Here is a 13,691-nt window from a genome sequence, read left to right as displayed (position 1 = left end):
GGGCTTTGGCAATACAGGAAATCCAAGGCCCGGCGTACTATAGTATCTGTGATCAGCCTTGTTATTGTATGATGAGGTTATTATAGAATTGCGTGGTGCAGGCATCCCAGGAAAAATCTTCCGCACTTTTTCTACAGGTCGTTGCATCAACTTCCAGGGCTTTGGTGGCTGCTTCCTGCAGGTCGTTGCTGAGCCATCCGTTGATGCCGTTCTTTACCAGGTATTTGGGGCCGGTTACCGGAAATGCCGCCACCGGAACGCCTGAAGCCATGGCTTCCAGCAGTACAACACCAAACGTGTCAGTCAGACTTGGGAAGACAAAGACATTGGCTGCGGCAACATGCCTGGCCAGATCCTCGCCTTTTTTAGCGCCTGTAAAACATACTGCAGGGTATTTCTTGCGATACTCTGCCAGTGCAGGACCATCTCCAATGACATATTTGGTTCCCGGTAAATCCAGGTCAAGAAATGCGGGCAGATTTTTTTCCACAGCGACCCTTCCCACATACAAAAAAATCGGTCCATCTCCTGAGAGTATTTTTTTTTCCCTGGGTCTGAACAGTTGTATATTTACCCCACGTGACCAGGGAACCAGGTTCCTGAATGATTTGTCGTGCAATTCGTCAATCAAAGTGGGCGCAACCATGGTTTGTCGGGCTGCTCCATGGAAACGTTTGATCAGGGAATACGAGAGACGAAGCGGAACCGGGAGCCGCAGACGGACATATTCCGGGAACCTGGTGTGGTATGATGTGGTGAACGGGATTCCAGCCTTGCGGCAGGCCGCCCTGGTTGTCCAGCCAATGGGACCTTCTGTCGCTATATGCACTGCATTGGGCTGGAACTGTTTCAAGGAGGCATATATGGTCCGTTTCAGGACCAGACTCAGGCGGATCTCCGGATAGGTGGGACAGGGGACCGTTGCAAATTTGTCCGGTGTCAATGTCTGCACACTGTGTCCCCAGGCACGAAGGGTTTCCACGGTCTGCGTCAGGGTCGTTACCACTCCATTAATTTGAGGATGCCAGGCATCTGTTGCGATACACAGTTTCATATTCTTCCGTAAAGATATACTCTTCGAGAGGATTCTCATTTTGCCATTCAATGATTCCCAGGCGACCTTCCATATTTTCGGCCAAGGCTGTACAGCTCTCTACCCAATCACCGGAGTTGTTGTACAGGGCACTGCCAATTTCCCGAATACCCGCTTTGTGAATGTGTCCGCAGATCAATCCATCTACTTCATGTTTGGCAATTTCCAGGGCTACGACCTCTTCATACTTGCCCATGTAATTGACCACAATCTTGACCTGGTGCTTCAGCCAGGCTGAGATAGATTTGTAATCTTTTCCCACTGCACGACGCCCCAGGTTGAGCCAGCGGTTGACAACCAGGAGCATGTTGTATGCAGTGGCTCCAATGTTTGCCAGCCAGGGACTGTTCTGGATAACCGGATCAAACTTGTCGCCATGGAGTATGAGATAACGCTGGCCGTTAGCTGTTTCGTGGACAACTTCGTTTTCAATATGAATATGATTGATCACGTTACCGCTAAATTTACGGAGTACATGGTCATGATTTCCTGGTATGTAATAGACTTTTGTCCCACCAGCGGCTTTTTCGAATACAGCCTGAATAATGCGGTCATTGATTTGAGGCCAATGCCATTTTTTCTGGGCCTGTAAAAGGTCGACAATATCTCCCACCAGATACAGATATTCAGACTCGGTACGCTGTAGAAAATTGAGTAACTGCCTGCTCTGCAGATTTCTTGTGCCCAGATGGATATCAGATATCCAGATTGATCGAAAATAGAGCTGAGACATATGGTTTCTCCTTTTTAGAGCACGTTTTTTCCTGGCCTGCTTAAATGAATACCTAACTTCTTTCTCGTCACCCCGGCGATCATGGTAATCGCTTGCATGCAGCGCGTTGATTCTACGGTGAGAAGAGGAAAGGATAGAGCCCGTGTATTGTCATCCGTTCAGGCAACACAATGTGTTTGTGGAAAATTCGGGTTCGTTTATCTTATGGACTGAATACCAACCCTGTGTTTTTGGGACGTCATGGAAGTGTTTGTTTTAGATTGGAACTTGGTTTGTGTTTTTTAAGGAGAAGGTAACTGCTCGCTGTGTACCTGATCGTTCCGCGCCCAGCCTGGCTTACGTATGAGCCAATACGCTGCGCCAGCCTGATTGCGAAAATCTCAGGCACCCTGTAACCATTTACAAATACAGGGAAGTTGTCAATCTTAGCTACTCCCCCTATACGTTGTTGGAGGAGAAGAAAAGTGGAGTGTCGGCTGAATCGCCCATGATGCTTTTGAGAAAAGCACCATGGGCGATTTACGTAACTGTTCACTGATGTGTGAAAATGTTGACATGCCCCATGATTGTAAGCGGTTTTCAGTGCTTCACATGTTTCAAGAGATGGGCGGCAAGTTATAGCCTATTTATGCGGAACCGTGACCCTAAGATGGCGCACCTGCTGGTACCATTAAATGTGCTTGTGTACGATATCGAACTGTAGGGTCGACCTTGTTACCATGCTTTTGCCGAAGCGAAAAAAGAGTATGACCCATAGCACCTGGAGAAAAATCATGGGGACAGGTTCTTTGAGGATGGCGATTCCCTGGCCTATGTCAGGGGCACTGGTTTGTGCATCTGGAAGCAATGTCAGGCAGACGGCGATGGGAATGGATGCCAGGCTCATCTTCTGATACGCTGATATTTTACCGAAGCCACGAAAGTCTGCCCGGAGTGTCTCAGAGTAGATACGCCAGATCTGGGATACAAAAAGAGCCAGTACAAAGGCCAGGCTGTATTGCTGATGTAAAAAACACCCTGTGGATATAAGGGCGGTTATTGTATACAGGATGCATGTAATGGCTTGCACAGGGATCAGTTTTTCCCCTTCAAGGCCGCCTTCATACACAGCTTTTTTGGTTGTACCGGTAAAGATAAAAGATAGATGGGAATATACTTTTCTAGTCAGAGGCGCACAGGTTTTTAACGGTTTACCATAGCAGCACCCGAAACTGACGCAACCGAGCCGGCCCAGGCCTTCACCCAGAATATAACCGATGCTGACGGCAGCCAGGAGTACTGACATGTGCAGGGCCGGATGACCTGTTTTTACCAGGACCTGATTTACCAGCATAACTATGACCGGAGTTGCAAGCAGGCCGCAGAAAAATGCCCCGCCTATGGTAAAGGTGTATTGCTTTTTTTCAACAATGCGGGCCATAAATCGGGCTGCGGGTATACACAGGGCAAACAGTAACCCCACCACAGCAAGTACACCGGGAAGGAAAGCGCCGGCAGCTTTGAGCAGGATCAGTGAGAGCAGCAAGGCAAAAATGGAGGCTGTGGCTACCAGGAAGCCGTAGTAGGTAAGGTTAATACCTTCCCAGGATGCATCTTCTCTTTTTTTATAGGGAATAATGGCCAGCATCTGCCAGCGTTCTCCAGGGAGATAAGCACATCCCAGATATATAAAAAGCGCAAAGAGCAAAAAAATGGAACTGAGAAAAAGCATGTTCATGATGAGACCGTTATTATGATCGGGGTTAGCCTGGAATTCTCACGTACATATTGTACTGCATGTGAGGGTATTGTATATAATTTCAGATTATTAGGTCGTGTGTCGGAGAAACCGTTAGAATCCCGGGTATTATAGGGCTGCCGCTATGGTCGAACGTACCTTGATATCCGTTTCCACCAGGGGCTGCTTGAACCCGGAAGAAAACCGGCTTGCCACATCAGTGCGTCTGCTGTTTGCTAGGAGATCTTCACTGAATTGTATCCTGCCTGATTCGAAAAGGAGGATATCCGTTGAGCTGCCTGGACGGTATAAGCTTTTCGGTGCACCTTTTTCTAGAATCATCCCCTTGGCAACCGGCTGTGGATTGTCGTACCTATATTCGCTGTAACATTGCACCAGGTCTCCGATCATCAAGGCAACTAACTCAATCATGGCTACCTTGCCGATGTTCGCCCCTCCGGGGATGTCTGTATCCAGGATGGTCACGGTACGTCGGTTTTTGGTGTACAGGGAGGCAACGCTGATAATGGCCTGCGGATTACAGGAGTGGTAACCTCCCGAAAGGGTATAGTGATCCAGGACTTTGCCCCGCACCGGTACGTGGTTGTAGTGGTACTTGTCTGGCGTCAGTCGAAAGACGGCAAAATCAGCATCTTTAAAGTACTGATACCAGGAAGGAGACCCCAGTAGTTCATCCACACTGAAAAATTTTTCCTTGATAAACAGGTCAGGCGTCTCCGTGAGAGAGCCCAGCAACACTTTGGCATCAGCGGAAGATACAACGGCTTCAGGGGCAGTATCCATTGGGCGTACGTCCCAGTAGCGGATTTGTCTTTCAAATATTTTGCGTGGCGTATTCAATTCATCCGCTGTTGCAACGCATTCCTCCAGGTTAATATGCATCTTGTGAAGGAGCTGATGTTTTCTGTTTTGAGCAAACGTTCTCTGCAGGTCAAAATGCATCATGCCGAGAAATCCGGACATCTGTTTTGAAGTCAATGCCCTGAACATTGCAGGCGCATGTTCGCGGATGTTGCTGTACAGGAGTTGAATGGAGCGGTCTCCTATGAGATTTTCGGTTACGATTTCCCCGGTTTCACGGATTATATATTGATGGGCTTGCACGATATCCTCTGGTTCTATGCTTCTCCTTGTTCCAGATCCTGCTCAATGATGAGCAGAAACAGAAGCAGGAGCTGATGAAGCTGTTTTTCCGAAGCAGTGCCGCGCAATACGTGTTTACCTGTTGCGGCAATGAAACGGTCTGCTCGGCTCTGGCCAATGATGATTTCTTTGAGTTTAACCAGGTCACTTCTCCCGGTATTTTCCAGTTGCCTGGCATTTTCAACAAACGTTTCCAGTCCTTCCTGCATGTGATGGCTGCACAAGGCGCCTCTATAGTACTGTTCGGCGCATCGGTTAAAGAGGGCTGCTTCTTCTTTCATTGGTGCCGAACGTAAATTGTGGCAGCCGGTAATCGAGACAGTCAGGCGTTGCGCTGCAGATGGCTCGCTTCCGTTGAAAATGGACTCAAGGTAAGAAAATTCTTCACGAATTTTTTGATGGTTAAGAAACCATGACCCATTTTGGCGCAGGTATGCCAGGCTGGCTCGTCGGTAGGCATCCAGTGGAACGCGGATATATCCCTTGTATCTTCTGCTCGACCTGGTGCGCGATCCTGCGTGGATAAGGATGTTTTGAAGTACCTTGTTGCCAGTGTTTGCCCGTACATACAGGGTTGGCACGCCAATGGCGCTTATGAAAAAAATCTGACGCCGTTCGCTTTCTGTGAAAGGGTCGTCCGGTATATCCTGGTGGGTAACCTTTCCCTCTAGAACCAGGTTGGTGGCAATGGCTGTAACTATGGCCTGCATGTTGGCAGCTCTGGCCAGGAAAGTATGCATATCGGGAAACAATGAATAATGCCTGCCTTCAAATCCATGAAATCCGTACGCGTTGAGATCCCGCATGCGGAAAGGCAGGTACATGGCCATACGCGGGTCAAAAATACCAAGTTCTGCCAGGTTCTGTTTCAGCAGTTCCTGATTATGCATAACCCCGTTCAGGCCTGGCGCTGTTTCCTGACTCTGTAGCGCTACCAGATAATCGAGCAGCCTGACATCTGGGAGGTAATCGCCTTGCAGTCTGCAGCAGCGTGCCAGCAGGGTATCCAGCCAGAGAGGGCCCATGGGAGTAAAATTATGACCAAAGAACTGGAGGGAAGCCTTTTTCTTCCACCGTCGCCAGATCATGCGCAGATGGGAAGATTCCAGCTCATGGGGTAAGAATCCCAGTACTTTTTCAGGATGAAAATCTGCAAAACCTATGCGACGTGGCGCAGCAGAATAGGTGCCGACAAAAAGAGGCAGAAAGTGTTCCACCAGCTTGATGATCAGGTCCCCAAAATATTTTTCACTGCACTGTGGAGGGAATTCAGCTGCCCGGGCATAGCTGGCAGTCAGGCTTTTGCTTGCCAGGGTAATATGGCTGCCATTGTTGGCCAGGGCTGTTGAAGAAGTATTGGGAAGGATAATAAGGTTGTTGCAGAGTATACCTGCCTCTTTCAGTTTGGCAATGGTGTTGAGTTGACTTCGGGAAAGTGTCCGGTGACAGAGGGCCATGTAGGCACGTTTTTCTTCTCCCCTGGGCCAACCTGACAGGCAGGGATTGAGAAACAGTTCACGGTACACACCATCAGGAATGATGGCATTGAGTTGTTTCTGCCGCTCTGGTGGATTGGGGGCAAAATACAGATGAACCTGTTGCCCGAAACGATCAAGCTGGAATCGTTTTTCAGCATATTGGAGAAGCAACTGGATGAAGAAAAATCTTCTGCTGCCTTCCTGGGCAAGGGCGCTTCCCGGTAGTGTATCTTTTGTGCCTCGGCTCAGGGTGAAGGAGGTGATCTCAGGCGAAATGTTGTCGCTTATAAAATGACGCATGAGCCGTTGGCCGATGGCATGAAAAAAAGGATAATCATGATTCGGCTGACTGACAGCTTCGCCAAGGGAAAGTTTTAACAGATAACTGACAGGAATTCGCAGCCACTCTTCTCCCTGGTGCAAGAAGAGAAAACGTTGGAGATCTCCCCTGGAGCCTGCTTCAGGGTGGTTTTTATCAGCTGAAAAATCGTGTTGGAGAATGGACCTGGTATAGATTCCAAGCAATACCTTGGGAAATCGTACCCAGGAATTTTCCCACACCTGTATCTCGTGATCATCTAAAAAATCCTTGATTTCCCGCAGGTTGTGCTCCGGTAATTCACCCCTTTGCGCCCTGAGCAGTAGATTGTTGTAATAGTTCGACGCCTCGAGGGAAATCGGCAGATCCACATGATTTCTTGTACCGCTCACTGCAACCTGCAATTCGTTTTCCATACCAGCAGTAACATCACCTGCAGTGAATGGAGGACATGTCTGTTGTCTTTTCAGATGGAGGCGCAGAGCTTCCGCAGCCTTATGCTGATTTGTAGTGGAGGGTGTGGAGTCGAACAAGGATAAATGTTTTGTCATAAGGGGTAACGCAGCTGGATTGTGTGCATGCATTGGGCACACTCTTGTAAAAGAATATCAGAATCAATCTGCGTTACCTTATCTGCAGGCTGTTAGGTACGTGCTATAACACGGTCAGTATTTGGTTAGCCGGTATTCACTCGTTCCTCGTTTACCTGCATTCGAACAAAAGCCCTCATGTCAGAGATTTTGAAGCCGGATGATGATACAGCCTGTGATTGGTTGTATTTTTTCTTTGAAAATTTATGTCGCAATTTGTTAACACAAGGTAACTGCTCGCAGTGCACCTGATCTTTCCACGATCAGCTTGGCTTACGTATGATTCAATACGTTGCACCAGCCTGCTTGCGAAAATCTCAGGTTCCCTGTAACCCGTTACAAATACGAAAAACTTTCAAGGTTATCGGTCTTCCCTGTGAGTAGTTACAGAACAAGATGGAACAAACCAACAAAGAAAGGAGGACTCCCTTTTGCGAGTACGCACCGAAGAGCGGCGTAAATCTATATTGGAAACTGCGGAACAGATATTTTTAGAGATGGGATATGAACGGGCGTCGATGAGTGAAATCTCCACTCAGGCTGGTTGTTCCAAACCAACACTGTACGGTTATTTTCCTTCAAAAGCCGAGTTGCTTGTGGAGGTTATCATTAATCGATTATGTAGTGATGTGGTACCTGCATTCATGGAATTGGAGAATAAAACCCGGGATGACCCTGAGAATGTACTGACAAAGCTGGGCGAATATTACATCAGCATGATAGCTTCCCCTGAAGCGTGTGCCTTTAAACGCTTGATTGCCGCAACCATGAATGATGAAGCTGATGCCAGGCAATTCTGGGAGTTGGGAAACAAGCAGGCTGTGTCAATGATTAACAACTACCTTGCCGCAGCCACAGAAGCAGGATATTTGCAGGTGGAGTATTGTTGGACTGCTGCCCAGCAACTTTTAGCCCTGTACGAGGCTGAAGTCAACTGGGGAGGCCCCATCGGTGTCGCTCCGGATTTTTCTGCAGAGAAGGTCAGGCAGGCCAGCAGGAGTGCTGTGCAGGTGTTTTTAGCCGCCTATAAGGCTGGTGATTGAATTCACATGGAAAAAGATCGTTGCAAACATGCAAAAGCCCGGCAAGAATCTGCCGGGCTTCCGGGTGTCTGATTTGACGTAATACAGATTAGAAGGCAAAGCGAACAGCGGCTCCCAGGAAAACCGTATCCGTGTCGATATCTTTGTCGCTGTCTTTCAGATCCGTATCATCGTTGAAACGATAATTTGCTGAAATATCCAGGTAGGTGTTTGGCAAGACTTCCAGATTGAGGCCTGCCCGTAAAGCGAAAAATGGTTCATCGTTGAAGTCGCCATCGTAGTAAACCATACCTATACCCGCACCGACGTAGATGGCTTTGCCAAAGAGAATGTAAGCCTGCGGAGCATAGGCTGTTTCGTCAAACCAGTCAGGCAGTATTTCCAGGTTTGCTTCAACGCCAAGATATTCACTCCACCAGTATTGATAGCTGGGAATATAGGAAAAACCATCTTCGTCCACATCATCCACATCAATATCATCCAGTGTGGTCCAATAGTTGATACCAAACCCTAATCTGTGTTCACCTGCCCAGGCATTCCCGGCAAAGATATACATGCCTATCATTGCGATCAGGAGTAGTTTTTTCATTTTTTCACCTTTCTGTAACGTGAATGTTACCTTTTTATGCATTTGAAATATCGGTAAAAGCGAACCCTCTACAGGGGAGCTGTTTACCCACCACCAAGTATTACTAATTAAACCGGTAAGTAAGAGTATTGGTTTAGCCTGTCTGTGTCAAGATTAAAACTAAACCGCTGGTTAAGAAATAAAAAATGAAAGCATTATTGCAATCGCTTGGTAGAGATTCGTGTGGCTGGGCAGCTGTCAATTATCTGTGCTCACCAGCCACACGTGCGCCAGACCACGGAGAGATTCCCAGGGGGAGTCCTGGAAAAAAGAGGACCAGATCGCAGGAAGGGGCTAACCGGCTGCCAAAGGCAGAGTGAAAAGATTATCCTGTAAAGAAATCCAGTACATTACTCAGAGCACTGCTCTTGGTTTTATAAATTTCCGTGTAAGTGCAGCGAGAGCAGGTGATCGTGGTAAATTTTTTGCTTTGAATATCAAAAATCTTGGTCCAAAATCCGCCTGTGGCTGAAAACTGATCTGTCTCAAACTGCCTTGAGTTGCATTTGGGGCATTCCCAATTTCTATGTTCCATTATTCTAACCTGTGTGATGATTTCGATAAAATTTTTCAGCCTTGACAAGGAATATCTGACAACAATGCATAGTATGTATTACAAATATTCGTTCCACATCAGCTCAGGTTTGTTGGCCCAACCGTGGATGTGATTTGAAAAAGATGGCTATATTATCTGATTTCAGTATGTTAAGCAAGGGACACCTGTTTGGTCCATGTGCAACGTTCTTGCCGATTGGGTAACTCAAGGTGTGGAATGGAAACGAGGGTGTCTCCTGCGCACTCAATTTGCCGAAATGAAAGATGTGACTGGATTGTACGTGGTTATCCATAGAGAGGGAGACCTCTTTCATCTGCAGCTGCCAGGTAATAAGGACTGAGGGAAAAACAATGCATTTTTTCCTTGGCCTTTACCTTGCGGAATGCATCTTGTTCATGTAAAGACCTCGGCTTTTTTAACAGCCCATTGAGCGTCTAGCCTACAGTATGAATATGGTATTCTATATGACAATACTTGAAAGATATCAGTATTACGGAGAATTGATCGTCAACTTTTTCAGGTGGGATCTTCAACTTCATTTTTTTTGGGGCTTTATGCTGACGCTGTTTGGTGTGTATTGGCAGCCATTGTTATTTTCAGGCCTGTTGGTCACCATTGTCAAAGAAGCTCTTGATGTGTGGAGTAAAGGACATTGGAGTTGGGGAGATTTTTGGTGCGGAATAGGCGGCTGCGTTCTGGCAATGGGCTTTTTACTCTCCACAGAAGCGGTGCATTTGGGATGAACGCAGAAGTCAGGGCCGTGGGGAATAATTGGATCATGTCTTTTTTCTTCGGCCCTCAACCTGTTTGCCCGCATCGGAGATTCAGTTTTTAAACAACAAGGGGCAGAGAAATGATTTTGCCGTTTTTAGCTGTATTTATAGGGTTGGCGCTGCTGGTATGGAGTGCTGATCGATTTGTCGAAGGAGCTGCATCCACAGCTCGTCATTTTGGTATGCCGGCTCTGTTAATCGGTATGGTGATTATCGGTTTCGGTACATCTGCACCGGAAATGGTAGTGTCAGCCCTGGCCGCTTCACAGGGAAATCCAGGCATTGCGCTTGGCAATGCCTATGGCTCAAATATTACCAACATCGCCTTGATCCTTGGCCTCACTGCACTCATCAGCCCAATTGCAGTGCATTCGCAGGTCCTGCGCAAAGAGCTGCCCATCCTTGCAGTTGTGACTGCTCTGGAAGCATGGCTGATCCTGGATGGCTGGATTACACGGTTCGATGCTGTGGTGCTGCTTGTCCTATTTGGCGGATTAATGATTTGGACTATCTGGCAGGGCATGCAAAACAAACCGGATGCATTACAGAGTGAAATGGAACAGGAGTTGGAAATCCGATCCATACCGCTCAATCGTGCCATTTTCTGGCTGCTGGTCGGGATGGTGTGCCTGATTTTCAGCTCCCGCCTCCTGGTTTGGGGAGCTGTGGAAATCGCCCATGGATATGGTGTCAGCGACCTCATCATTGGCTTGACCATTGTTGCAATTGGTACTTCTTTGCCTGAACTGGCATCGTCTATCATTGCCACCAGAAAAGGAGAGCATGACTTGGCATTGGGGAATGTGCTTGGCTCCAATCTGTTCAATACGCTGGCTGTGGTAGGTATTGCCGGTGCAATTCATCCAACCGCTGTCGAGCCTGAGGTTTTCAGCCGTGATATGCTGGTAATGGCCGTTTTGACCCTGTCGCTGTTTCTCTTTGGATATGGTTTTCGCGGACCCGGACGTATTAACCGTTTCGAAGGCGCAATACTTCTGGCTTCTTATGTGGGGTACTCCGCCTACCTGGTAATTACCATTATTCAATGAAGAGCAGGCTATTGATATGACATGGCGTGGTGTGTGTGACGCACCCTACCATCCGGAGTACCACCGAAGTATATTGCAATGAACCTCATTTCATTTTTCATGGAAGAACCAAATGGGCCAAGTGCGACCAGGGACAGGTAGGGTGCGTCACACGCACCATTTGCAAAACATACAATCAGTCTTTGACCCTGTCCCGATAAGATTTGGTTGATGCAGCGTCTGGTTTGTCTTGCTGGAAATAATGCTTCAGTGGTCAGGACTTCAAGCACCAAACTGTTTTTTGCCGCCCAAGCGCTAACCATATGAACAGCTTTTTTGCCAATCGACTTTTTGTAAGAACGACGAACAGTTTTGCCGTCTATGGGCACAACTTGACCATCGGTAACGGTAAAAACGTCTTGACATCCTGCACCTTGAACCAAGGTAAGACTCATGCGAAAAAAGACAGTTAAGGTAACCAGGTTCCTAAATGGTCTTCACAATTATATTGTGAAGCATCCGCAGTTCAGAAAAAGGACAACTGGAAAGAGCGAGGTCCAAATACAAACAGAAATTCGACCACTCATCTTGAATTATCTTGAGTATTGGTTCCAGACAGAAGGTTACAAGGATTACATAGGGAAAGCGCATAAATCCTTTTATTGGGAAGGACAGGAAGGGAAATTCGGGAAACAGCGAAAGATGACATTTGGTTCTAGGAATTATCCAGATTTCATCATAACAGACCCATACCTGGTTGCCATTGAATATAAACAAAGCCCGAATGGCTCCACAGTCAAACAGGGTATTGGGCAATCGATTATCCATACGATGACTGATGATTTTCATTATGTCTACTATCTCTTCCATGATGAAAGCAAAGATAAGCGGATAGAAAAATCAGTAACAGAGAACAGAGAGAGCAGTATTATTGAAAGAATGTGGACCGAATTTAACGTAATGATCAAGTTTGCTTAAACTTGGTCGGTCCTGGCAGAGGAAAAAAGATAATGTTTCTCAAAAAATACAAAATAGTGAATCAAAACATGACGCTATGCAACTTGTTCTTGTCCCCGAAAACTCCAGCATGGAAAATTCTATCATGATAACTTGATATATATCTTGATATATATTATATTTTCTTTATCAAGTTAACACTGAATCAATGGAGGACCTGATGGAAACAGCAAAGATTTTTCAGAATGGCCGAAGCCAAGCGGTAAGGTTGCCGAAAGAGTTTAGATTCAAAGGTAAAGAGGTCTTCATTCATCGAGAAGGATCAAAGGTTATTTTGTCTGAAAAGCCTGATTCGTGGGATGATTTTTTTCTTTCCGGCAACAAACCTACTCCTGATTTCATGCAGGATCGGGAACAACCCGAAGCAGAAGAAAGGGACATTTTCAAATGATTCGTTACATGCTCGATACTGATATTTGTAGCTATATCATTAGAGAACGTCCGTTACAGGTTCTTGAACACTTCAGACAAGTTGAAATGGAACAGCTTTGCATCTCTGTTGTGACCTACGCCGAGCTTGTTTATGGAGTTGAGCATTCTTCATCAAAAAAGGTAAACAGAGCGGTGATTGACGATTTTGTCCGACACTTAACCATAATCCCATGGACCAAAGAATCTGCGGAGCATTACGGCAAAATCAGGGCATACCTCCAAACCAAAGGGGAAGTTATCGGTTCAATGGACATGATGATTGCCGCCCACGCCAGAAGCCAAAATATGATCCTTGTCACTAACAACGACAAACATTTCCAGAGAGTTCCGAAGCTCCAGGTTGAAAATTGGGTTAGATGAATCAAAAGATCCGAGTTCGGCTCAAAATGGGCAGAGGCCATTGGACAATCCTTATATTACAGTGTTCAGACCGGCAAGAAAGCCGGGATTGCCCTGATACTCGAAAAACCGAGTGACTATAAATATTGGATTCGCCTCAATACTGTGATCGAACAGAACAGCCTCAAGATTGACACCTGGATTCGTGCGAAATTCCGGATAGAGTCTAAATATGCCTGTACATTCAGTCATATGCAGCATTTTGTCGGGAAAACGAAAATCATACTCTAAACCTCCTGCACCTCGATCTCGCAAATCACACTTTGTGAGACATTCCTCTTGGCATGTCTCATATTTGTCACTTCCCGATTCAATAAAGAATGGCCTCAGCTTAACACTATTGCTGTGGTGGAATCAGAACGTCACATAAACGGTAATATATCACAAGACTAAAGTTTCCTGGAAATTATCACATCGCCGATCCCGGTTCCCCTACGCGACCATGCGTAGCAGTGTTCTGACAAAAGATTTTTGCGTCTTTTGCCTCGGTAACGGGCAAATCGATTGAAAATCCTCACTCAATGCGGCCTCGGCTATAATTCTTCGGACATCTGAAAATGCAAATCCGGAACGGCCGCGAACTTTATATTTGCGATCGGGCGCCTTTTGCAGTCGAGCCGCATAAACCCATGTCAGCGTTGTCGCCATCATGCAAAAGTTGAGATGGTTCTCTACAGCATCAGCATTTCGAGTCTGCGATTTCGAACTGCCGATCTCCTGC

13 protein-coding genes and 2 pseudogenes are annotated in these 13,691 nt (G+C 46.7%); 6 read left to right on the top strand and 9 right to left on the bottom strand.

Features of this window, described 5'->3' with window-relative positions; genetic code table 11:
• Window positions 1-61: 61 nt before the first annotated feature.
• The 5 genes from G493_RS0116735 to G493_RS29745 form a co-directional block, all read right to left on the bottom strand.
• Window positions 62-1,054 carry a glycosyltransferase family 4 protein gene (locus G493_RS0116735; protein ID WP_028581325.1) on the bottom strand — a complete coding sequence of 331 codons (993 nt, stop codon included), beginning with the start codon at window positions 1,052-1,054 and terminating at the stop codon, window positions 62-64.
• Entirely contained in the window at window positions 1,011-1,826 is an 816-nt protein-coding gene (locus G493_RS0116730; protein WP_028581324.1) for a UDP-2,3-diacylglucosamine diphosphatase, read from the bottom strand. Before G493_RS0116730 ends, G493_RS0116735 begins: the two co-directional genes overlap by 44 nt.
• A 670-nt stretch (window positions 1,827-2,496) precedes the next feature.
• Entirely contained in the window at window positions 2,497-3,543 is a 1,047-nt protein-coding gene (locus tag G493_RS0116725; protein WP_035274894.1) for a prolipoprotein diacylglyceryl transferase family protein, read from the bottom strand.
• Window positions 3,544-3,672: 129 nt separating this feature from the next.
• On the bottom strand, window positions 3,673-4,668 hold the full coding sequence (locus G493_RS0116720) for a phosphatidylserine decarboxylase (RefSeq protein ID WP_232363784.1): 996 nt from the start codon (window positions 4,666-4,668) through the stop codon (window positions 3,673-3,675).
• Between the two features lie 14 nt (window positions 4,669-4,682).
• Window positions 4,683-7,055 carry a hypothetical protein gene (locus G493_RS29745; protein ID WP_153306557.1) on the bottom strand — a complete coding sequence of 791 codons (2,373 nt, stop codon included), beginning with the start codon at window positions 7,053-7,055 and terminating at the stop codon, window positions 4,683-4,685.
• Window positions 7,056-7,525: 470 nt separating this feature from the next.
• Here G493_RS29745 and G493_RS0116710 point away from each other — a divergent pair, with 470 nt between their 5' ends.
• The gene (locus G493_RS0116710) at window positions 7,526-8,137 is read left to right on the top strand and encodes a TetR/AcrR family transcriptional regulator (RefSeq protein ID WP_028581321.1); all 612 of its coding nucleotides are present in this window, start codon (window positions 7,526-7,528) and stop codon (window positions 8,135-8,137) included.
• Window positions 8,138-8,225: 88 nt separating this feature from the next.
• Here G493_RS0116710 and G493_RS0116705 read toward each other — a convergent pair whose 3' ends face one another.
• On the bottom strand, window positions 8,226-8,726 hold the full coding sequence (locus tag G493_RS0116705; RefSeq protein WP_232363783.1) for a porin family protein: 501 nt from the start codon (window positions 8,724-8,726) through the stop codon (window positions 8,226-8,228).
• Window positions 8,727-9,090: 364 nt separating this feature from the next.
• Window positions 9,091-9,300 (bottom strand): zinc ribbon domain-containing protein, encoded by a 210-nt coding sequence (locus G493_RS0116700; protein ID WP_028581319.1) that lies wholly within the window; start codon window positions 9,298-9,300, stop codon window positions 9,091-9,093.
• A gap of 485 nt (window positions 9,301-9,785) precedes the next feature.
• On the opposite strand from G493_RS0116700, the gene G493_RS0116690 reads away from it, so the two are divergent.
• Together G493_RS0116690 and G493_RS0116685 are read left to right on the top strand one after the other, a co-directional pair.
• Complete coding sequence (locus G493_RS0116690; RefSeq protein ID WP_028581318.1) at window positions 9,786-10,064, top strand: hypothetical protein; 279 nt, start codon at window positions 9,786-9,788, stop codon at window positions 10,062-10,064.
• Between the two features lie 110 nt (window positions 10,065-10,174).
• Window positions 10,175-11,143, top strand: coding sequence for a calcium/sodium antiporter (locus G493_RS0116685; protein WP_028581317.1), 969 nt, complete (start codon window positions 10,175-10,177; stop codon window positions 11,141-11,143).
• Window positions 11,144-11,406: 263 nt separating this feature from the next.
• Here G493_RS0116685 and G493_RS34395 read toward each other — a convergent pair.
• A pseudogene (locus G493_RS34395) lies at window positions 11,407-11,544 on the bottom strand (ISAs1 family transposase); the annotation flags it as partial.
• 31 nt (window positions 11,545-11,575) lie between these two features.
• Here G493_RS34395 and G493_RS0116675 point away from each other — a divergent pair.
• The 3 genes from G493_RS0116675 (at window position 11,576) to vapC (ending at window position 12,931) form a co-directional block, all read left to right on the top strand.
• The gene (locus G493_RS0116675; protein WP_028581315.1) at window positions 11,576-12,100 is read left to right on the top strand and encodes a hypothetical protein; all 525 of its coding nucleotides are present in this window, start codon (window positions 11,576-11,578) and stop codon (window positions 12,098-12,100) included.
• A 199-nt stretch (window positions 12,101-12,299) separates the two neighbouring features.
• Window positions 12,300-12,530: a type II toxin-antitoxin system antitoxin VapB gene (gene vapB / locus G493_RS0116670; protein WP_028581314.1), complete on the top strand. Its 231-nt coding sequence runs from the start codon at window positions 12,300-12,302 to the stop codon at window positions 12,528-12,530.
• A complete protein-coding gene (vapC, locus tag G493_RS0116665; RefSeq protein WP_028581313.1) occupies window positions 12,527-12,931 on the top strand; it encodes a type II toxin-antitoxin system tRNA(fMet)-specific endonuclease VapC in 405 nt (134 codons plus the stop codon). Before vapB ends, vapC begins: the two co-directional genes overlap by 4 nt.
• A 471-nt stretch (window positions 12,932-13,402) precedes the next feature.
• On the opposite strand, the pseudogene G493_RS33725 reads toward vapC, so the two are convergent.
• A pseudogene (locus G493_RS33725) lies at window positions 13,403-13,691 on the bottom strand (IS701 family transposase); the annotation flags it as partial.

The organism is Desulfogranum japonicum DSM 18378, assembly GCF_000429945.1.
Lineage (GTDB): Bacteria > Desulfobacterota > Desulfobulbia > Desulfobulbales > Desulfobulbaceae > Desulfogranum > Desulfogranum japonicum.
The sequence above is the reverse complement of the archived record's forward strand: the minus strand, read 5'-3'. Positions and strand labels throughout refer to the sequence as shown.

What these genes read in the sequence shown, in the direction of transcription:
- G493_RS0116730 (WP_028581324.1), bottom strand. Translation starts at nt 1,826, where the DNA reads ATGTCTCAGCTCTATTTTCGATCAATCTGGATATCTGATATCCATCTG.
- G493_RS0116700 (WP_028581319.1), bottom strand. Translation starts at nt 9,300, where the DNA reads ATGGAACATAGAAATTGGGAATGCCCCAAATGCAACTCAAGGCAGTTT.
- G493_RS0116735 (WP_028581325.1), bottom strand. Translation starts at nt 1,054, where the DNA reads ATGAAACTGTGTATCGCAACAGATGCCTGGCATCCTCAAATTAATGGA.
- G493_RS0116685 (WP_028581317.1), top strand. Translation starts at nt 10,175, where the DNA reads ATGATTTTGCCGTTTTTAGCTGTATTTATAGGGTTGGCGCTGCTGGTA.
- G493_RS0116705 (WP_232363783.1), bottom strand. Translation starts at nt 8,726, where the DNA reads ATGAAAAAACTACTCCTGATCGCAATGATAGGCATGTATATCTTTGCC.
- G493_RS0116690 (WP_028581318.1), top strand. Translation starts at nt 9,786, where the DNA reads ATGACAATACTTGAAAGATATCAGTATTACGGAGAATTGATCGTCAAC.
- G493_RS0116725 (WP_035274894.1), bottom strand. Translation starts at nt 3,543, where the DNA reads ATGAACATGCTTTTTCTCAGTTCCATTTTTTTGCTCTTTGCGCTTTTT.
- G493_RS29745 (WP_153306557.1), bottom strand. Translation starts at nt 7,055, where the DNA reads ATGACAAAACATTTATCCTTGTTCGACTCCACACCCTCCACTACAAAT.
- vapB (WP_028581314.1), top strand. Translation starts at nt 12,300, where the DNA reads ATGGAAACAGCAAAGATTTTTCAGAATGGCCGAAGCCAAGCGGTAAGG.
- G493_RS0116675 (WP_028581315.1), top strand. Translation starts at nt 11,576, where the DNA reads ATGCGAAAAAAGACAGTTAAGGTAACCAGGTTCCTAAATGGTCTTCAC.
- vapC (WP_028581313.1), top strand. Translation starts at nt 12,527, where the DNA reads ATGATTCGTTACATGCTCGATACTGATATTTGTAGCTATATCATTAGA.